Source organism: Wylensekiella montiformis, from assembly GCF_009697385.1.
Lineage (GTDB): Bacteria > Bacillota > Negativicutes > Selenomonadales > Selenomonadaceae > Selenomonas_A > Selenomonas_A montiformis.
The window spans coordinates 41007-61776 of record NZ_VUNL01000008.1 but is presented as its reverse complement, the minus strand read 5'-3'; the positions used below and the strand labels follow the sequence as shown (position 1 = coordinate 61776).

At 51.5% G+C, this 20770-nt stretch carries 16 protein-coding genes and 1 pseudogene; 14 read left to right on the top strand and 3 right to left on the bottom strand.

The genetic code is table 11. The annotated features are described in order from the left end of the window. Positions 1-18 precede the first annotated feature (18 nt). Complete coding sequence (locus FYJ78_RS08075) at positions 19-1305, bottom strand: MFS transporter (protein WP_154620908.1); 1287 nt, start codon at positions 1303-1305, stop codon at positions 19-21. Between the two features lie 456 nt (positions 1306-1761). Here FYJ78_RS08075 and FYJ78_RS08070 point away from each other — a divergent pair, with 456 nt between their 5' ends. From FYJ78_RS08070 to FYJ78_RS08055, 4 genes and pseudogenes are all read left to right on the top strand, one after another. Then, a complete protein-coding gene (locus tag FYJ78_RS08070; RefSeq protein ID WP_154620907.1) occupies positions 1762-2655 on the top strand; it encodes a LysR family transcriptional regulator in 894 nt (297 codons plus the stop codon). Between the two features lie 130 nt (positions 2656-2785). Next, on the top strand, positions 2786-3682 hold the full coding sequence (locus FYJ78_RS08065; RefSeq protein WP_154620906.1) for a DMT family transporter: 897 nt from the start codon (positions 2786-2788) through the stop codon (positions 3680-3682). A gap of 129 nt (positions 3683-3811) precedes the next feature. Then, the gene (locus FYJ78_RS08060) at positions 3812-5587 is read left to right on the top strand and encodes an ABC transporter ATP-binding protein (protein WP_195847927.1); all 1776 of its coding nucleotides are present in this window, start codon (positions 3812-3814) and stop codon (positions 5585-5587) included. Further along, positions 5580-7139 (top strand): annotated as a pseudogene (locus FYJ78_RS08055) (ABC transporter ATP-binding protein); the annotation flags it as partial. The gene FYJ78_RS08060 and the pseudogene FYJ78_RS08055, both read left to right, overlap by 8 nt. A gap of 264 nt (positions 7140-7403) precedes the next feature. Here the strand turns inward: FYJ78_RS08055 and FYJ78_RS08050 are convergent. After that, complete coding sequence (locus FYJ78_RS08050; protein WP_154620904.1) at positions 7404-8408, bottom strand: YeiH family protein; 1005 nt, start codon at positions 8406-8408, stop codon at positions 7404-7406. A gap of 92 nt (positions 8409-8500) precedes the next feature. After that, positions 8501-9388: a LysR family transcriptional regulator gene (locus FYJ78_RS08045; protein WP_154620903.1), complete on the bottom strand. Its 888-nt coding sequence runs from the start codon at positions 9386-9388 to the stop codon at positions 8501-8503. Between the two features lie 403 nt (positions 9389-9791). On the opposite strand from FYJ78_RS08045, the gene ftsZ reads away from it, so the two are divergent. The 10 genes from ftsZ (at position 9792) to ispF (ending at position 20754) form a co-directional block, all read left to right on the top strand. Then, entirely contained in the window at positions 9792-10955 is a 1164-nt protein-coding gene (ftsZ, locus tag FYJ78_RS08040) for a cell division protein FtsZ (RefSeq protein ID WP_154620902.1), read from the top strand. A 129-nt stretch (positions 10956-11084) separates the two neighbouring features. After that, positions 11085-11858: a tRNA threonylcarbamoyladenosine dehydratase gene (locus FYJ78_RS08035; protein ID WP_154620901.1), complete on the top strand. Its 774-nt coding sequence runs from the start codon at positions 11085-11087 to the stop codon at positions 11856-11858. Continuing rightward, complete coding sequence (locus FYJ78_RS08030; RefSeq protein WP_154620900.1) at positions 11855-12817, top strand: NAD(P)H-dependent glycerol-3-phosphate dehydrogenase; 963 nt, start codon at positions 11855-11857, stop codon at positions 12815-12817. Before FYJ78_RS08035 ends, FYJ78_RS08030 begins: the two co-directional genes overlap by 4 nt. A 215-nt stretch (positions 12818-13032) precedes the next feature. Continuing rightward, a complete protein-coding gene (locus tag FYJ78_RS08025) occupies positions 13033-14532 on the top strand; it encodes a glycoside hydrolase family 28 protein (RefSeq protein ID WP_154620899.1) in 1500 nt (499 codons plus the stop codon). Positions 14533-14578: 46 nt separating this feature from the next. Continuing rightward, positions 14579-16114 carry an MFS transporter gene (locus FYJ78_RS08020; protein WP_154620898.1) on the top strand — a complete coding sequence of 512 codons (1536 nt, stop codon included), beginning with the start codon at positions 14579-14581 and terminating at the stop codon, positions 16112-16114. Positions 16115-16229: 115 nt separating this feature from the next. Beyond that, complete coding sequence (locus FYJ78_RS08015) at positions 16230-17333, top strand: glycoside hydrolase family 88/105 protein (RefSeq protein WP_154620897.1); 1104 nt, start codon at positions 16230-16232, stop codon at positions 17331-17333. 304 nt (positions 17334-17637) lie between these two features. Beyond that, a complete protein-coding gene (locus tag FYJ78_RS08010; protein ID WP_154620896.1) occupies positions 17638-18132 on the top strand; it encodes a CarD family transcriptional regulator in 495 nt (164 codons plus the stop codon). A 160-nt stretch (positions 18133-18292) separates the two neighbouring features. Further along, positions 18293-19447: a PIN/TRAM domain-containing protein gene (locus FYJ78_RS08005; protein WP_154620895.1), complete on the top strand. Its 1155-nt coding sequence runs from the start codon at positions 18293-18295 to the stop codon at positions 19445-19447. Between the two features lie 51 nt (positions 19448-19498). Next, a complete protein-coding gene (gene ispD / locus FYJ78_RS08000; RefSeq protein ID WP_154620894.1) occupies positions 19499-20281 on the top strand; it encodes a 2-C-methyl-D-erythritol 4-phosphate cytidylyltransferase in 783 nt (260 codons plus the stop codon). Then, complete coding sequence (ispF, locus tag FYJ78_RS07995) at positions 20278-20754, top strand: 2-C-methyl-D-erythritol 2,4-cyclodiphosphate synthase (RefSeq protein WP_154620893.1); 477 nt, start codon at positions 20278-20280, stop codon at positions 20752-20754. Before ispD ends, ispF begins: the two co-directional genes overlap by 4 nt. Positions 20755-20770 lie beyond the last annotated feature (16 nt).

Here is a 20770-nt window from a genome sequence, read left to right as displayed (position 1 = left end):
ACGGCTCTCGTTTTTCGGTTAATGGCCTGAGGCGGTGGAAAGACGCTGTTCATAAAAGCGGCGCCGCCGCCGGGCAACGATGGTTTTTGCTTCGCTGTCGCGGTCCATTTGATGACGTGTAAAGCGATGACGGCGGCCGAGCAGGTAATAGTAGAGTGCGATGCCTCCGAGCGATATGGTTCCTGCCGCCAGGTAGACAAAAGAGAATCCCATAGACGGGACAAAGCTTCCGAGAGTATATGGCCCGACACCGATGCCGAGATCGAGCAGGACAAAGTATGTGCTGGTAGCTACGCCGACCTGATGCATGGGCGCGCAATGAACAGCCAGCGCGTGGCAGGAGGCTGTGACGGTTCCATAGCCGAATCCGAGGAACAGCGCACCAATCAGCAGGGGGATATCTGACGATGCCTGCGCGATAATTCCCATGGCAGCAGTCATACACAGCAGCGAGGGATAAATGACGATGTTTCCGCCATATTTATCCAAAAGAAAACCTGTCAGCGGCCGGCTGATGAAGGATGTAGCTGCAAAACAGAGGAAGAAACAGGTTGCGCCGATTCCCGTGACACCGATGGCATTGGTATAAGCACCGAGAAAGCTGAGCACGGTCGAATAACAGACACCGCCCATAAACGCAATCGTGGAAATGCCCAGCGCCTTGAGCGAGAAAAACCGGTCAAAGGAAAAATGATACAGATCTTTTTTTTCCTCCGGCAGGATGATTCGTTCCGGCGCATGAATCGAAAGGGACAGAAGAAAAATGACGAGGGTGGCGGCTGTGCAGATCTCAATGCCCAAATGGAATGCGCCGGAGCGCGTAAGATTCATGGCCAGAAAAGGACCGACGGCTGAAGCAATGGTCACGCCGAGCGTGAAATAGCCGATGCCGGTTCCCATACGTTTCAGAGGAATAAGGGCGGCTGCGACCGTGCTGGCTGCTGTCGATGTGGTACCGAAGGAGAGCCCGTGCAGAAAACGGACAAGCATGAACAGCTGCAGGGTCGGAGCAAACTCATAGCAGAGCACCAGTAGGAAAAACATTGCCGTTCCGCCGAGAAACATCCTGCGGCGGCCGACGAAGTCAATGAATCGTCCGGCCGGGATGCGGGCGAACAGAGCGCCGACGATAAAAAGGCCGGAGGCCAGTCCCGCCATCCCGATCGAGGCGTTCCAGGTATGAATCGCATAAGCGGTGGACCAAAGCATCAGCAGAAAGTGGACACAATAGACGAGAAAATTTACGCTGATATCAAAGAAATAATCTTTGCTCCATAATGGTTCGGAATTGATTGTTTCGGGCATGGGCCTGACTTCCTTTCTGTGTAGTTGACGTGTGCCGGAACGTCTCGCAGCTGGTATGAATGCAGTACGGAGCATGGCTTCGGCATCATCGCGCGGGATGCGGGCGATTTGACAAAGTTCCCGGATGTAGTCCCGGGGGATTTCAGCATACATGATTTCACCTGTTTCTGATCGTGATGAGTAAATGGAAATTTCAAGGCTTCATTATAGTCAGCGGGGCGGAGGTTGTCTAATGCATTTTGTGCACGACCTTTTGGCGCTGCCTGCATAGTTGCTCTTTATTGTTTATAAATGTTGTATATATGAGAAAAATTCAGGAAATCTATGTATAAAATACATTATAATAGATGGAGATGATTGAAAAAATGAGTATTTGTAGTATATAATAGCAGATAACTAAAAGGAATTATGCACAGCATGCAATAGAAGACGGAAGAAACAGAGGATGAAGCGCGAATGGAACTGACACAATTGAAGTATTTTCAGGCATTGGCCCGCTGCAGGAATTTCACGCAGGCCGCCAAATCGATTGCCGTATCTCAATCGGCTTTAAGTCGCTCGATTGCAAAACTGGAAGATGAACTCAGTGTTTCGCTGTTTGAACGACATGGAAAAGAGACGAGTCTGACGGATATGGGGGAAAAATTTTTGTTCCATGTGGACCGGGCATTGCGGGAAATGGATGTAGCCAGGCAGGAACTTCGGATGGAAAGCGGCGGAGAAGGTTCTGTCAGCGTGTCCTTCCTTCATTCGCTGGGCGATACGTATTTGCCTCTGATCCTGAGCCGCTTCCATGCCAGGTATCCGCATGTTGTCATTCGGTTGAATCAGCAGAATTCCACGATTATGTCCCGTCAGATTGAAGACGGCGATACCGATATCTGCCTTTGTTCGATGCTCAATGAGGCAGATATTGCCTGGATGTTTTTGTGGTCGGAAGAATTGTTTCTTGTCGTTCCGGAAGATCATCCACTTGTGCATAAAAATAAAGTTCGTTTGCAGGAGATCGATGGGGCGCCCTTTATCACATTGAAACCGGAATACAATCTGAGGCAGCAGGTCAATCAGCTGCTGGATCTGGCGGAAAGCCATCCGCAGGTCATCTTTGAGGGGGATGAGGTACATAATCTGATTTCTCTGGTAGCTGCGCGGCTGGGGGTCAGTCTGCTTCCGCATATTCCATGCACCGAGCAGATGGGGGTTCGCTATATCCCCGTATCTTTTCCGGTCTGCAGGCGAGCTGTGGGGATCGCCTGGAATACGCGGCGGCCTCTGACTCCGGCTGCGGTATGCTTCCAGCAGTTTACCATCAATTATTTTCGGCAGCATCAGGACAGCCGCCTATCCTGAACGGTGATGGTTTTTACGTTGTCCTTGTTCTTGTTTAGTAAGAATAAAAATACAAAAAAGTATATTATTGCATATTTTGTTTTGCATGGTATAATGGAGACGGACACAAGAGAGAACGGGAGGTGGTACTATGAAGTTGAGAGGGTACTTTTTTCTGATGATGGCCGCGTTCATCTGGGGAACGGCGTTTGTCGCTCAAATGGCCGGTATGGATGATCTTGGCCCCTTTACTTATGCGATGGCCCGCTATTTTATGGGTTTTGTTTTTTTGCTGCTGGTATGGCTGGGAGTTCGCGGCAAACGGCGCCGGAGACAGGAGAACGGAATGACCCAATCCGGCTGGAAAGCCGGTTTGGGCGCAGGTACGATTATGCTGATTGCTACCTCTCTGCAGCAGGTGGCTATGGTATATACGACAGCGGGGAAAACGGCGTTCATTACCGCGTTGTATATCGTGTTGGTTCCGCTGGGCGCTGTCGTGCTCGGCAAACGGATCCGGCGGGAAAACTGGATCGGTGCAGTGCTCGCGCTGGCCGGCTTATATTTGTTGTCTCTTCACGGGGCTGTGACGCTGAATTTTGGCGATGGTCTGGTTCTGCTCAGCGCGTTTTTCTGGGCCGGGCAGATTCTGTTCATTGATCGTTTTGCTTTGCTGGTGGATGAGATTGAGTTGTCACTGGCGCAGATTTTTGTTTGCTGGCTGGGCAGTACGATTGCTGCTGTGGCCTGGGAGGATATCAGCTGGCCGGCGGTTTTTCAGGCATGGTTTCCGATTTTCTACGGTGGCGTCATGTCGGGCGGCGTCGCGTTTACGCTGCAGATTCTTGGACAGAAATATGCAGATCCGGGGCCGGCAGCGATCATCATGAGCTTTGAAGCTTGTTTTGGTGCGGTGTTCAGCTGGCTGCTGCTTGGCGAAGTGATGAGCGGAGCTCAGATTTTTGGCTGTGTGATGATGATGGCTGGTGTTCTGGCCACACAATCGGGATTGTTTTTGAAACGGCTGCAGCAGACCGTTTCCAGCTGAGTCAGAATTTGGCAAAGGCATGTTGAAGTTCCTGTCCGTCTTGATGCGGGCAGGAATTTTTTTGAGCGATTTCCTGAAAGGATATGGTATGATAGAGGAAGCTTCTTTATGGTGTTCCGGGAGGATGTTATGATACGTTATCTTTATCCCTATCGCTATCAGGCAAGTCTGGCAGTTTTTCTGATGATTGCGGAGGTGCTTGTCGATCTTTATCAGCCGCGTATGATGGCATCCATTGTCGATGAAGGGATTTTGGGGGCCGGGCGCGGCGGCGTCCCTGATCCGGAGTTTGTTCTCAGGACAGGGCTGGCCATGGCGCTGGTGGTTCTGTTGGGCGGAGGATGCGGTATAGCGGGCGGTATTTGTGTCAATTTCTGTGCGCAGCATTTTGGCAACGATGTGCGCAAGGCCTGCTTTCGGCGCATTTTATCTTTTTCGATGGAACAGGTTGACTTTTTTCATACAGGCGGATTGATCACGCGTATGACGAGCGATACCGCGCAGGTTCAGACGATGGTTTCGACTGCTTTGCGTGGTGTGGTGCGCAGTCTGACCTTTTTGTGCGTCGGCACGGCGGCGCTTCTGACGCTGGATATTCATTTCAGTCTGGTGACGATGCTGGCCATTCCGGTTATCCTGCTGGAGGTGTCTGTTATTGTCTGGAAAAGTAATCCGCTTTTTCGGCTTTGGCAGCAGAAAATTGACGGATTGAATCAAATCATGCAGGAGGATATCCGGGGGGCGCGGGTCATTAAGGGATATCATCAGGAAAAACGGGAAAATCTGCGCTTTGGCGTGGCCAATGAGGATTTGGCTGATACACAGCTGCGTGTACTGATGATCATATCCTGTATGCTTCCTTTGGCGAATATTGTGATGAACGCTGCGATTGCGGCTGTGATTTATGTCGGCGCGCTGGATGCTGCGTCGGGGCGTATTATGCCGGGTACGATTATGGCAGCGTTAACTTATATTGTGCAGATTTTGAACGGATTGCTGATGTTTGCCATGATTCTGCAGCTCTTTGCCCGCGGTCTGACGTCCAAACGCCGGCTGCAGGAGATTCTCGATCAGGGAAACGACGTGGATGGTGATGGCTGCGCTCTGCCGGCAGGCCGGAACAACGCGGCGTATGCTGTGGAGTTGCGGCATGTTTTTTTTCATTATCCGGGACAGCAGGAGGACGTGCTGAGTGATATTTCGCTTTCAGTGCGGCCCGGTGAAATGCTGGCTGTTGTTGGGGCGACGGGGGCCGGAAAAAGTACGCTGATCCGGCTTCTCCTTCGGTTCTACCCCGCAACATCCGGATCGATTCGCGTTTTCGATACGGATATACGAGATTATTCTGTTCATGAACTCCGGCGCAAAATCACGGTTGTTTTGCAGCGGACGGATTTGTTTTCTTTGACGATTCGCGATAATATCGTCTGGGGCTGCGACGATTTCTCTGAGCGATCTGTCCGGGAGGCTGCCCGTATCGCGCAGGCGGAAGCGTTTATTCTGCGCCAGCCTGAAGGATACGATACCATGGTGTCGGAGGGCGGAATGAGCCTTTCCGGCGGACAGCGTCAGCGATTGGCTATCGCCCGCGCCATTGTGCGCCGGCCGGATATTCTGGTTTTTGACGACAGCACGAGTGCGCTGGATATGCGGACGGAAGCCGCTCTGTTCCGGGATCTGGATGGTTATGCACAAAGGAGGCAGGCGGAGGGGCATCCGCTGACGCGGATTGTTGTCGCGCAGCGTATCGCAACGGCTCGTCATGCGGAACGCATTGCGGTGCTGGATCATGGAAGGCTGATCGGATGCGGTACGCATGAAGAATTGCTGACGGATTGTCCGCTTTATCAGGAAATCTGTGCGTCGCAGAGCCAGACGGAGGAGGCGGTGATTCCGCATGGCTGAGAAAAAAGAAACATCCGGACTGCTGCGCCATTGGCATCGCTACGATGGCCCGGCGGAAAAAGCCGTTCACCGCAAAGAAACTTGCCGGCGTTTGCTGGCTTATTTTCGGACGGAACGCTGGCGGCTGTTGCTTTTGGTTCTGATTGTGACCGTGAGTACAGGCATCGGAATCGCTGCACCGGTGTTTATGAGCCGGGCAATTGATGCGGTGACGGATTCCCGCTACAGCGATGTACCGCCTATCCTGTTCTGGATGATGACTGTCTGTGCGGCTTATGCGGCGATGCTGTTCGTTCAGGGGCGCCTGAGCGCCGTGCTGAGTCAGCGTATCATCCTCCGTTTGCGGAAAGATCTCTTTGAGAAAATCAACAGTCTGCCGCTGTCTTATCTGGATCGCCACTCGCATGGGGATCTCATGAGCCGTATGACCAATGATGCGGACAATATTACTACCGTGATTTCGACCTCGATGGGTACGATGCTGTCCGGCGTTTTGAGTATCTGCGGCACGACGGTGGTCATGCTTTCCTTTAGTGTTCCGCTGACGATGCTGATCGGAGTGACGGTTGCGGCGACTTTGGCGACAACGAAGGCGGTCGCGGGAAAACTGGGACAATATTTTCAGGAGCGTCAGGAACTGCTGGGCCGTCTGAACGGCATGACGGAGGAAAGGATTACGGCGGTCCGCACGGTTAAGGCCTATGCCCGGGAAGAGCGCACGTTTCAGGAATTTGAGCAGACAGCGGACAACCTGACTGGTATAGGAATTCGTGCGGAAAGCGTGGGTTCGGCCATGGGGCCGCTGATGAATACGATTTCAAATGGCGCCTTTGTCATGGTTTCGGTGTTTGGCGCCTACCTTGTCCTCAAAGGATGGATTACCGTCGGCGTTATTTCTGCGTTCATCATTTATACGAAGCAGTTTACCCGGCCTATTCATGAGATGGCCCAGCTTTATGGGCAGATTGAAGCAGCGCTGGCCGGCGCTGAGCGGATTTTTCATGTATTGGACGAAGTGGGAGAAGCTCAGGGCGGGCAGGAGGTTCCGTCTGATTTCTGCGGTGTGATCGAATTTCGCCATGTGAGTTTTTCTTATGTGCCGGGGAAGCGCGTCATTGACGATTTTAACCTGATCATCCGGCCGGGACGAAAGGTGGCGCTGGTCGGTGCGACAGGTTCCGGGAAAACGACGATTGTCAATCTGCTGATGCGCTTTTACGAAGTGGATGAAGGGCAAATCCTGCTGGACGGGCGGGATATCCGTACGTATTCGCTGGGCAGTCTGCGTCGTCTTGTCGGTATCGTTCTTCAGGATACTGTGCTTTTTTCCGAATCGGTCCGTTATAATCTTGCTTATGCAGATGAAAATGCTTCGCTGGATGCAGTGCAGCGTGCTGCTGGTCTGGCCAATGCAGCATCTTTTATTTCGTATCTGCCGCAGCAGTATGAGACGGTCCTTTCCGGTGCAGGACAAAATCTTTCGGAGGGGGAGCGTCAATTGCTGGCCATCGGGCGGGCTTGTCTGGCAGCGCCGCGGATCCTTATTTTGGATGAAGCTACTTCACATGTGGATACCCGCACCGAGGCGAGCATTCAGGATGCTATGCTGCGGTTAATGCGCGGACGAACCTGCCTGATTGTTGCGCATCGTCTTTCGACCATACGCGATGCCGATGAAATCATTGTTATGGATCAAGGACATATTGTCGAGCAGGGAAGTCATGAAGAACTGCTGGAAAGGGAGGGCGCATACTATGCGCTTTGGTCAGGAGCTCTCCCCGGCAGTATAGAAAAAACCCCGCCGAAGCGGGGCAGTTCAAAACCAGATGCTTACGATAGACCAGGCAAGTCCGGTGATTACGATGGAACACAGGAAAGCGGCTGTCAGCGGGCGCACGCCCTGATGCAGGATGACGCTGAATCGGACGTTCAGACCGAGAGCGGCCATGGCCATGCCGAGCAAAAGATAGGCGAGCTGTACGAGAAACGAAACGGTGCCGTCCGGCAGCGGGATATAACTTCCTATCGCACTGGCCAGGATGAATCCGCCCATGAAGTATGGAATAGGAACGGTAAATGAACTGTCCTGACGGCGATTCCGGCGAGCCTCCAGAAGCCCGATGAGGACGGCGACCGGAGCAAGCAGCAGCACACGGGATAGCTTGGCAATGATCGCGCTGTCTGTGCCGGCTGCGCCTGCGCTTCCGCCTGCGGCGACGGCATGAGCGATCTCGTGGAGGCTCAGGCCGGCCATGACGCCGAACTGTTCCGGGGAGAATCCCAGAAAGGGTTGAAGCCCGACTTCGATGAGTGTAAATACGGTACCGAGAATGGCTACAATGGCCACGGCAAGTACGGACTCATCCGTTTTTGCCCGGACTGCGCTGGAAACACCCATGACTGCGGCTGCGCCGCAGATGCTGCAGCCGCAGGCGGAGAGCAGAGCCAATGTGTGATTGACCCGGAATAAGCGGGCTGTGCCGTAGTTCAGCAGGATCATAACGGTGACGATCAGGGCAGCGGCTGCGAGACTTTTGAGCCCGGCTCCCATGAGCAGGACAAGATTGAGCTTAAAGCCGAGCAGGATGATTCCTGCCCGGAGAAAGCGGTTGGCGATGAAAGGCGTGCTTTCTTGTGCAGCCAGCGAAAGCGGACGGATGATCTGAAACATCATGCCGAGCAGCAGTGCGATGACCAAAGAACCGACCAGAGAAAAGCCCGGAAAAGACGCAAGCTGCCAGCCGGCAATCGAGCAGCCGAGCGTGAGCGCAAATCCGGTGCTGAGGCGGCGTGCGTGACAGAGATAGTCGTTTGATTTCATTCTATATCTTCCTCCTTGTAACGATATGGTCATTATACGGAGAATGATATAAAATGTAAAATAATAAATCCTTTTCTATCGATAAGATAATTTTATCGATAAGAGGATAATTCCGTGCAGAGTGCCTGATATTTTTCCTGATAGATGCTGTTCTTTTCCCAGAGAAAATCGAAATCATGACGGATGGGGAATCCGGGAAGAGGGATTTCCGTCAAAGATCCATTTTGAAGCCCTTTTTCCGCAGCAATTCGATAAAGGAAGGAGATACCGCCGTCTTCCTGAAGCAGGGATAAGATGGAATGCATATTGCCGATTTCCAGAAAATGACGAAAATCTGAGATTTTCATTCCGGACAGAGCAAGACTGCGGGCGAGTATTTCTCTTGTGCCTGAACCTTTTTCCCTTACGAGAAGTCGTTCAGACAGCAGGTCGGCAAAGGATTGCGGCGGGGCAGAGCGAAACTGGTGTCTGGACGCGCAAACTCCGATAAAGGACTCTTCGCCGAATCGCCGGTGAATATAGCGTTCTTTGGGATAAAAGCCTTCCACAAGGGCGATTTGTATTCGGCCGGTATCGATTTGCCGCAGGAGTTCAGCGGTATTGCCGAAATGAAGGCGGAGGTTCAGACGGGGGTGATGGCGGAGCAGCCGGGCCAGCGGCGTGAGGATGGCATATTCGCCGATGGTCATGGTTACGCCCATGGCAATTTCTTCAAGGCCTTCCGACAGACTGTTTAGCTCGGAGGTCAGCGCCCGTTCATCGTTTTCCATAGCGGTGAAACGATGCCGGAGAAGAAGGCCTGCTTTTGTCAGCGTGAGCTGCTTGTTTTGATAAAGGAAAAGATGGGTGTGATAAGCTTCTTCTAGATAGCGGATATGTTGGGAAACGGCTGGCTGGGTAATATTGAGCCTTTGGGCGGCTTTGGTGAAATTCATGGTGTCACAGACAGCGAGAAATGTGGTAACGCGATAATCGAGCATAGGATGATCGCCTCCTTATCGGATGAATGGGTGTTTTCTGTGAATAGCATAGCATGTTCAACGACTTCGCGTCCATACAACTTCTGTATTGAAATTTTCTGCCTACGAGTGTATAATCAGGATAAACATTAGCATGTATTGCTGGACGCGGAGAATATGCTGGATGCAGAGTGAGGAAGTGTTTGGTGTGAAGCTTGACAGCTTGAAGATTGTTCTGGCGTGTTTGGCGGTATTCCTCTTTCACTGAGTTCGTGGACAGACCAGCGGGAGGAGAGAGGACGGGGCTGCTTGATTGCGGCCCCGTTTTTTTCTTTTTGCGTCCATCAGGGCGTTTCGGCAGGAACGGAACAGCTTTTGGCGAATCATATCAATAAACAGAGGTAATGCGAGAGGGGGATGTTTCATGACAGCAAGGGAAACATCGATCATAAAGCCCAAGGTAAAGATTAAAGTTTTCGGTATCGGCGGCGGTGGGAACAGTGTGCTGATGCGCATGGGGCAGCATAATGATCTCGATATGGAGCTGATCGCGGTCAATACGGATGCGCGTCAGCTTCAGCTGGCCGGGCAGTCAGGCATTCTGTGTGTACAGGTTGGAGAAACGCTGACACATGGTCGCGGTACTGGCGGAAATGTCGCTTTGGGCGAGCAGGCGGCTAAAAACGATGAGAAGCAACTCAGAGCGGCTATGAATGGCGCGGATATGATTTTCATTACGGCCGGCATGGGCGGAGGAACCGGTACGGGAGCCGCTCCGGTTGTAGCGAAACTGGCCCGGGATATGGGCGTGCTGTCGGTAGGCGTTGTCACGGTTCCGTTTGGTTTTGAAGGAGCACGCAAAAAACGTACGGCCATGGAGGGCGTTGAGAGGATGCGCTCGGAAATGGATGCGCTGATCGCCGTGAAGAATGATAATCTGCAGAAATTGCCTGAAAACCGTCGGATGTCGCTGGTTACAGCATTTCAATGTGCGGATAAGATCCTGAATCAGGCAATCAGCTGTGTAGCGGAGCTGATTCTGACGACGGGGGTCATCAATGTGGATTTTGCTGATGTTACGACGATTTTCCGGCAGAGCGAAAACAGCGATGCGCTTTTGGGGATCGGCCGCAGCCGCCGCAGCGCGCTTGAGGCGGTTCAGCAGGCGGCGGAAAGTCCCCTGATCGACAAGGGATTAAAGGGCGCGCGCGGTGTTATCCTGAATCTTACCGGTGATGAAACACTGAGCCTTTTTGATGTGGATGAAGCGTCCCGTTACATTGCGGAGCATACCGATCCGGAGGTCAATATTATATTGGGAACCGTCATCAGCGAGGCGATGGATGGAGAGATTCAGGCGACGATTATCGCGACAGATTTTGCCGACCGCGATGCGTTTCAGACGCCAGCCGGGCAAGGAGAAGGACGCCGTTCAACGGACAAGTCGTTCAGTTTGGAAGCACCGTCTTTTATGTCCGGCGCTAAACCATCTATGTCCGACGCTGAAAGATCTGAACCGGCTGGCTCCCGTGCTTTTGCCATTCCGGCTTTTCGTCTGACCAGGCCCGATAGAAATCATGAGAAATGAATGCGGGGACAGATGGTTCTATGCAAATAACTCTGCGGGAGGATGCCGCCGGGTTTTCGGCATGGTGCTGTGCATTATGAAATGATTTGGGCTGAGTGTTTGGAACAATAAGTGGAGAAAGGACAGGAAATGGTGAATAAATTAGGCAGATTTTCTCGGACAGAACTGCTTTTGGGAGAAAGCGGCATGGAGAAGCTGGCCGGGAGCACGGTCGCTGTTTTCGGTATCGGCGGCGTCGGGTCTTTTGTGGCGGAGGGGCTCGCCAGAGCAGGCGTCGGTCATTTGGTTTTGATCGATAACGACAGGGTATGCCTGACCAATGTCAACCGCCAAATTCATGCGACTTCCCGGACGGTAGGGCAGTTGAAAACGGAAGCGATGAAACAGCGTATTCTGGATATCAATCCGGATGCGGTCGTGGATACGATGGAGTCGTTTTATCTGCCGGATAAGGCCGATTCGTTTTTCGTTATGCCGTATGATTACGTGGTGGATGCGATCGATACGGTTACAGGGAAGATTGATCTGGTGATGCAGTGCCATAATCGCCGAATTCCTATCTTGTGCAGCATGGGAGCGGGAAATAAGCTGGATCCCGCGAAATTCGAGGTCATGGATCTTTTCAAGACCCGCGTAGATCCGATTGCCCGCGTGATGCGCAAAAAGCTGAAAGAAAAGGGCATACGCCGTCTTAAGGTTGTCTGTTCCACGGAAAAGCCGCTTCCGGTCCGTCAGAGCGGCTGCGGGGCTGACTGTATCTGTCCGCCGGGAAGCGCCCGCAATTGTGACCGCCGGCGGGCCGTACCGGGGAGTATTTCTTTTGTCCCGTCAGTCGTCGGACTGATCATGGCGGGGGAAGTGGTGCGCGATCTTACGGGGATCAGGACGGAGGCTTCGGTATGAATATTACAGTTCTTGGATGCGGGCGATGGGGAACCTTCCATGCCTGGTATGCAAATCATATCGGCCATCAGGTGATGCTTTGGGGACGGCCCGGGTCGGCACATCTTAGAGCGCTTCGCGATACGCGAAAAAATGAGTATCTGACGCTGCCTGGTGAAGTAGCCCTGACTGATGATTTAGCGCGGGCTTTGTCCTTTGCGGAGGTTATCGTAGTGTCGATTGCTTCACAGCAGCTGCGCAGCTTTTGTGCTCAGCTGAGGGATCTGGGCGGATGGTCCGGCAAGCGTTTTGTCCTTTGCATGAAAGGGCTGGAAACTGGCACAGGAAAGCGACTGACTACTGTGATGCAGGAAGAACTCGATGGAGTGCAGACGGCTGTATGGGTCGGTCCGGGGCATGTGCAGGATTTTATCCGGGGGCTTCCGAACTGCATGGTTATTGCTTCGGCGGATCTATCTTTGACCCGGGATTTGGTCGATATTTTTTCGAGCCCGCTGATCCGTTTTTATTATGGAGAAGATCTTTTGGGGACGGAAATCGGCGCGGCAGCTAAAAATGTCATCGGTTTGGCGGCAGGGATGCTGGATGGATTTGGCTACAGCAGTCTGAAAGGCGCGCTGATGGCTCGGGGGACCCGGGAATTATCGCGCCTGATCGAGAAGATGGGCGGCAACAAGATGACCGTTTACGGATTGTCTCATCTAGGCGATTATGAGGCGACATTGTTCTCGCCGCACAGTAATAACCGCCGCTTTGGAGAAGACTTGATTGCCGGCCGGCCTTTTGCCAAGCTGGCCGAGGGGGTTTATACCGTAGAAGCTTTAATGGATCTGTCCTCTTCTTATCAGGTCGAGCTGCCGATCTGTGCAACGGTCTATGAAATTGTACGGCATCATAAAGACCCCAAAGAACAGCTGATGCAGCTGTTCCTGCGGACGACGAAGTCGGAACAGGCTTGATACAAGCCAAATCAATGTTTAAGTCCAATCATAAATTCTGCCCAAGAAGACGAAGGAATCAGGCAAAAGCCCGATTCCTTCGTCTTCTTTTTCTATAAAAGTTAAAGAATTGTCTAAAGATATTCTATGGGATAAAACACGATAAAATGATAATATATGTTTGTAAAGAAAAAGAAACAGGATTAAATCCACGGAAAGAAAGTGGGGAGAATGGCATGGACTTTACCTGGAATCAGGCACTCTACGAGGATATCGTGAATCGGGCGGAAAGTCTGGAGAAAAAGAGGGATATGAAACATATTCTTGATATCGGCTCGGAGAAATATGAGGCGCTGGTGACGGTAGCTGAAGAAGAATTTCTCACCCATCCTGATGGGCCTTATCCGGGAACCCGCGATGAGATGAAGCATGACGAGAATTATCTGAGAAAAAAATTAATTCAGAACTATAGAAAGGTCCCCTACTCCGGACATGCGATTCAGGCAGCGATCGATGATGCGGCCGCTATGGGCGGCGGAATCGTCCGGATCCCGGAGGGGACGTATTATACAGGGGCTTTGGTCCTGAAAAGCGGAGTGGAACTTAACCTGTCGGATGGCGCTACCCTGCGGTTCATGCGCAATAAGAGCAATACGTATTATCCGGTTCGTTTCAGTCGCTGGGAAGGCGTGGAATGTATGAATTTCTCACCGTTCATTTATGCGGACGGTGCGGAAGATATCGCAGTGACGGGGACAGGAACGCTGGACGGTGCTGCTGATGAGTTCAACTGGATGCCGTGGAAGTTCGGCTATTTTGGGGAAAAGGATCAGCAGATACAGCGGGAGCGACTGTTTGCCTTCAACGCAGAGCGGACGGATCCGGAGCAAAGAATTTTTGATGATACTGTTTCGACGCTCCGGCCGCCGTTCATCCAGTTTTATCGCTGCAGGAATGTTCTGATCCGGGATGTGCGGATTGCGAATTCGCCGTTTTGGGAAGTCAATCCGGTGTTGTGTGACAATGTGCTGATTCGGGGGATACATGTCGAAACAAACCTCTACAATAATGACGGCGTCGATCCCGAATGTTCGCGCAATGTCCTGATCGAAGATTGCTATTTCCAGACAGGCGATGACTGCATTGCAATCAAATCCGGCCGCAATCAGGACGGTCGGAGGGTCGGCGTTCCCACCGAAAATGTTGTCATACGCCGTAACCATTTTAGTAATGGGCATGGCGGAATTACGATTGGAAGCGAGATATCGGGAGGTGTTCATCACGTTTTTGCCGATGAAAACAGCTTTGACAGTCCGAACCTCGACTATCCGATACGATTCAAGACAAATGCAAAGCGAGGCGGTTCTCTGGACAATATCTATGTGCGCAACAGTGTGGTAAACAAATCAAGAGTGGCTATTGTCCATGCGGACTTTTTCTATGAAGAAGGCCGTAACGGCAGTCACCTGCCAGACTTGCACAATATTGTGATCGATGGCTTTTTGACCAGAGCAGGGGGGTGCATTGATGCGAAATACCCCTTTTATCTCAAGGGATTTGCGGATGCGCCGATTCGAAACGTCACGTTTCGGAACATGTATCTTGACGGGGTGCATGGACATGCCGTTTTAGCAAATATCCGCAATCTTCGCTATGATAATGTGAACATTAACGGGATTCGTCAGCCGGACCGCAGTGTGGATGTCGGCGAAGAAAAATCTGGGCCTGCCTTGTGACAGGTATCGGTTAACATGACGAGTGGTTTTAGGAGGAGAATGAACCATGAAACAGCGTAAAGTTACTTGGTGGAATGTTCTGGGCTATGCCTGCCTGAACTTCCTGGGCGGCGGTACACAGGCACTGTCGTCAGCCTTTTTGATGTTTTTCTATACGGCAGCCTGTGATATACCGGCTGTTCAGGCAGGTCTTATTTTTACGGTTGCCCGCCTGATTGATGCGGTCGGCAACCCGGTTATGGGATTTATAAGCGATAACTTTGGGCGCAATGCCATTGGCCGCCGCTTCGGCCGTCGGCGTTTCTTCATTCTGATGGGAGCGCCGCTGGTCCTGGTGACGTATCCAATCCTTTGGACGCCGGGACATACCTTTACGTTCTATTTGGTCGCCAATATGATTTATGAAATGGTATTCACGACCGTCATGGTGCCGGGGCCGACGCTTCCGGCAGAGATGACGCAGGTTGCTTCCGAAAAGACAAAACTGGTTTCGGCTAAACAGTATTGCGGAACGTTTGCATCGACGATTGCGCTGCTGTTCCCGGCATTCTTCTTCCAGCGCCTTGGTGAGGGCAATGTGGATGCCTATTTCTATACGGGCTTGTCTTATGCCATCGTTACGGCGGTTTCCCTGCTTGTTGTCTATGCACTGACGTATGAGCGTGCGCCGGAGGATATCCATTATACGGATAAAATGGGATCGGTTCATCATGTTTTGCTGAAACTGGTTAACGATGTATTTGCTTCTATGCGTATCCGTGCATTCCGCCTTCATGCCGGCATGATGTTGTTTATCGGCATTTATAAAAATCTGGCTGCTGGCGTATTTACCTATTATGTCATTTATGCCTTGTCTCTGACGAAGAGTGCGACGTCTATTATTACGTCAGTCTCTACTCTGGTCGCTTTTGTAGCCCTCGCCATTTTTATCACGCTCTGCTATCGCTACGGCGGGCCGTTCGCTTTTAAGATTGTCGGTGTTATTGTCACTGTTTCACTGGTTGGGTATTATGCACTTTATGTGGGTCAGTTCGGCATGGAAGAGCATATGGTGATCGTTTGGCTCACCATTTTAGCCATCGTCAACAATATCGGCAAGGCCGGTGCAGACTACATTCCGGTATTCCAGCTCCCCTTTATGGCTGATATCGATGAAGCGGTTACCATGGAGCGCCGCGAAGGCATCTTCACTGGTGTCAACGGCCTGTTGTCCAAGGTGGCATCCGCTATGGAGGGCTTTCTGCTCGGTGTCGGTCTGGCGGCATTCGGCTTTGAAAAAGGTGCCGGCACTCAGACGGCCAGTGCGATCAATGGTGTTCTCTTCATGACCATCGTTGTGCCGATTGTACTTTGTGTCATTATCTACTTCATTTCCCGCAATCTCAAGCTGACGAAAGAGACGCATAAGCTTTTGGTGGATGAGGTGCATCGCATCAAGGCAGGCGGAAGTATGGCGGATGTCACGCCGGAGACACGTGCTGCGGTGGAGGCTTTGACGGGGTGGAAGTATGAGCAATGCTTTGGCCATAACAATGTAATGCATCGTCAGGCAGAAAATGCTACGGAACCGGCTCATCAGTAAGTATTTATACGATGAGAAATGAGGACACGGCTCCTGCCGTGTCCTCATTCCGGGGCGTTTTATAAATCGGTTTCAATTGTTTTCGTAACGATGGAAAAATAAAGGATGAGCAAATATGAAAAGTTATTCGAAATGGATGGCGGATTCCGTCATGGCCCGCAAGACAGATCTGACGAGCTACTGGGCTTATGAATTCGGCCTGACCTTGGATGGTATCGCCGAGGTGTGGAAGCAGACGGGTGACCGGAAATATTTTGATTATGTTAAATCCTGTACGGACACATTCGTTCAGCCTGACGGTTCCATTCGCGGCTATCGCGTCGATGAGTATAATATCGATCATCTGAATAACGGTAAGATTCTTTTGACGGTTTATCAGGAGACAAAGGATGAGCGTTACCGGAAAGCGCTGGACCTTCTGCGGAGTCAGATCGAACATCATCCGCGCACCAAAGAAGGCGTATTCTGGCATAAGGAGATTTATCCGGAACAGATCTGGCTGGATGGTTTGTACATGGGTGCGACATTCTATGCGAAATACGTCAGCGAGTTTACTCAGGATGAGAAGGAATACGATGATATTGCCCGCCAGTTCATTATTGCCCGCAAACATACGCTGGACCCGAAAAGCGGGCTGCTGTATCATGCTTATGATGATGCGCGCAGGCAGCCCTGGGCAGATCCGGTGACCGGATTGTCCAAGCATTTCTGGAGCCGTTCGATGGGCTGGTACTGCATGGCGCTGGTTGATACGCTGGAACAGCTTCCGGAAGACAATAAGTATAAGCCGGAGATCATTCAGATTCTCAATGAGACAATGGAAGCCTTAATGAAGGTAGCCAGTCCGGATTCCCATGTATGGTATCAGGTTTTGGACTGCGGTGACCGCAAGGGCAATTACGTCGAGGCATCCGGTTCCTGTATGATTGCCTATGCTCTCTTTAAGGGCGTACGTCTGGGATATTTGCCGGAGAAGATGAGAGAATTTGCCAAACTCAGTTATCAGGGCCTGTTGGATGAATTCATTTGCGAAACGCCGATGGGAACCATCAATCTCAATAAGATTTGTTTTGTAGCCGGACTCGGCGGAAAGCCGACCAAGGCGTACGGCGAACGGGATGGCTCGTTTGCCTATTACATCAGTGAACCGATCGTTACCAATGAGCCGAAGGGGCTGGGACCATTTATCCTAGCTGCGGCTGAATACGAACGGTTGTAATAATATACCCCTTATTACCTCCTATTTCCCTTTATGATGACCCCCTAAAGAAAGAAGCATCTGTGGCGGCTGATCTCGGCTGCTACAGATGCTTCTTTTCTTTAGGCAAAGATCCCCGATTTTATGTATGTTAAGCGCTTTTAAAAAATATCCCGGAACTCTGAAAAATTGCAATCACAAGACCGATTTTATGTATTGACTATAAAAGTGTTATATGCTAAAATAATTAATTTTATCTTTAAAAAACAAAAGAATTATGTTATACTAAACGCAGGTAGTTTTGTCGTTATGAGGGGGTGTGTGTTTGCTGCAGGTAGGGGATAAGGTGGTCTATCCGATGCATGGCGCAGGAGTGATCTCTGGAATCGAGACTTGTGAGGTATTGGGCGAGGGAAAGTCGTATTATGTACTCCAGATGCCGCTGGGGAACATGAAGGTGATGATCCCGACAGACAATGTCGAGAATGCCGGACTGCGTGATGTGATACCGGAAAACCGGATCGGTGAAGTGCAGGATGTGCTTGAGGATAAGCCTGAGCGGGCTGCAGGCAGTTGGAATAAGCGCTTTCATGCCAATTTGGAGCGCATGAAGAGCGGGGATATCCGTGATGTGGCAGCTGTCGCCCGCAATCTGATTCTGCAGGACCGCCAGCATAAAATTTCATCCGGGGAGCGTCGCCTGATGGATCTGGCCCGGCAGATTCTGATCAGCGAGCTGGTGTTTGCCTGTGATAAAACTCCGGAAGAGGTAGAGGACTGGATGGAGGATGTTTTGACGCGCAGTCATAAGAAACATTAAAGGCAGCGAGGGAAAATACGGACCGTTCCGTTTGAGGAAGGCCCGTATTCTTTTTGTGGATTCCGGCAAGGAGGAGAGTCGGGTTGACATAAAAGGGCGGAATTGTCTATACTGAGTCTGTATGTATTTTTTATTTTATTTGGTAAGGGGGTGAAAAAGCATGCTGGATAGAGTGCTGCGATTTTTTATTTCCTTTTTTATGGCGATTGCCGGAGGGGCTTTGCTGAGTCTGGCCAGTCCCGTACTCACTGCATTTATCAGTACCGAGGTTCTCAAGGCGGATATGGGGATTTTTAAACTCACGTTTGCCGGTATGGTTTGTCTTTTATTCGGAGCTGTGCTGGGCGGTGCTATCGGTTTTGCCTTGTCGTCCTATTTGATCCGTCAGCTGAAGCGCTTTTCGGTCTGGGTGGAAATCCAGCTGAGCAAGATGCCGATTCATGATGTGATCGCGGGGGCTGTCGGGCTTTTTATCGGACTTATTATAGCAAATCTGTTGGGATATGCTTTTTCCAGAATTCCGATTGTCGGAGAGTATATTCCGGTTATTTTCAGTATTGTCTTTGGCTATCTCGGGATACATGTCACCATAAAAAAGCGAAAAGAGCTGGTCGGCCTGTTTGATTTTATCCCGAAGTTTATGAGGGAGATAGCAAGGGATCGTTCCCGTCTGCAATCGGAAGGCCAGTCGGCCAGTGCGTCATCATCTGAATCGTCCGGGGCAGGCTATAAGCTGTTGGATACGAGTGTGATTATTGATGGACGCATTGCGGACATCTGTGAAACAGGCTTCATTGAGGGGACGCTGCTGATTCCGGTTTTCGTTTTGGAGGAATTACAGCATATTGCCGATTCATCGGATTCACTAAAGCGTACACGCGGCCGCCGGGGGCTGGACATTCTGCAGCGGATCCGCAAGGGAACCCGTGTGCAGGTCAAGATCAGCAATACGGATTTTGATGATATTGCCGAGGTGGATTCCAAACTGGTTCGTTTGGGCCAGCAGGTGGGCGGAAAAATCATCACCAATGATTTCAATTTGAATAAAGTCGCACAGCTGCGCGGCGTTGAGGTGCTGAATATCAATGAGCTGTCCAATGCGGTCAAGCCCGTGGTCATTCCGGGAGAGACGATGCGGGTTTCTGTAGTCAAGTCTGGAAAAGAGCCGGGGCAGGGCGTAGCTTATCTGGATGATGGTACAATGATCGTTATTGAGAACGGACATCGCTATATGAACGAAATCATTGATGTCGAGGTCACTTCTGCGCTGCAGACGGCAGCTGGCAGAATGATCTTTGCAAAACCAAAACAATGAAGGATATAGCCTTCTCCGACATGGGGAAGGCTATCTTAGGAGGTATGGAGCTTGGTTAGTGTTATTTTTCCTGCGGCAGGTCAGGGAAAACGCATGAAGGCGGGAATCAACAAAGTCTTTCTGGATTTGGCCGGAACGCCGATGCTGGAAAGGACGCTCCGTACGTTTTCTTCGGTTTCCGCTGTCGACGAGTTGATTGTTGTGACGGGAGCAGAAGAAGTCAAGCGTTTGTCGGCGATTCTGGCTGAAACACCGGGACTCAAACCCTGCCGGGTGGTGGCAGGCGGTTCGGAGCGTCAGTATTCTGTTCGGAACGGACTGGATGCCGTTTCTGCGCAAAATGATATCGTGCTGGTCCATGATGCAGCACGTCCTTTGGTTACGCCCCGAACCATTGAAGCAGTTATTGCGGCTGCCCGCGTTCATGGTGCGGCCGTTGCGGCTGTGCCGGAAAAGAATACCATTAAAGCGGTTTCTCAGGAGGGCATAGTTCGCTCTACGCCGCCCCGGTCGTCGCTATGGGCAGTGCAGACACCGCAGGGGTTCCGTCGTGATCTGCTGTTGGAAGCCAATCAAAAGGCCGAGGCAGACGGCTTCCTGGGAACTGATGATGCCAGCCTGGTGGAGCGGCTCGGCTGGCCGGTTCATGTGGTTATGAGCGAATACAGCAATATCAAGGTGACGACGCCGGAAGATCTTTTGATCGCGGAAGCCTTTCTGCGTCAGGCGCAGAGCGGTGCGGGAGGATTGGTACGCGCTGCGGCGCGACAGGCCCGGAACGTCTGGGGAAAAAGGCATCCGGGTGCCGTCGGCGACGAGGAGGAGAAAATATGACGAGATTTGGCATGGGATATGATGTCCATCGGTTGACGGAAGGACGGCGCTTGATACTCGGCGGTGTCACGGTTCCTCATTCGCTGGGACTGCTGGGACATTCGGATGCGGATGTGCTGCTTCATGCGATTTCAGACGCATTGCTTGGTGCTGCGGCACTGGGGGATATCGGCCGTCATTTTCCTGATACAGACCCGCGCTATGAGGGGGCAGACAGTATGGATCTCTTGGCGCGGGTTCGTGTTCTGCTGGAGGGAAAAGGGTATGTGATCGGCAATGTCGACGCGACGGTTGTGGCACAGCGCCCAAAACTGAAGGATTATATTCCGCAGATGAACCAAAATATTGCCAGAGTGCTTGGACTGGCTTTGGAACAGGTCAATGTCAAGGCTACGACAGAAGAAAAGCTGGGATTTACCGGTTCGGAGCAGGGAATTTCCGCTTATGCGGTAGCAGGGATTGAGAAGGTTTGAGAACCATTGGAAATCC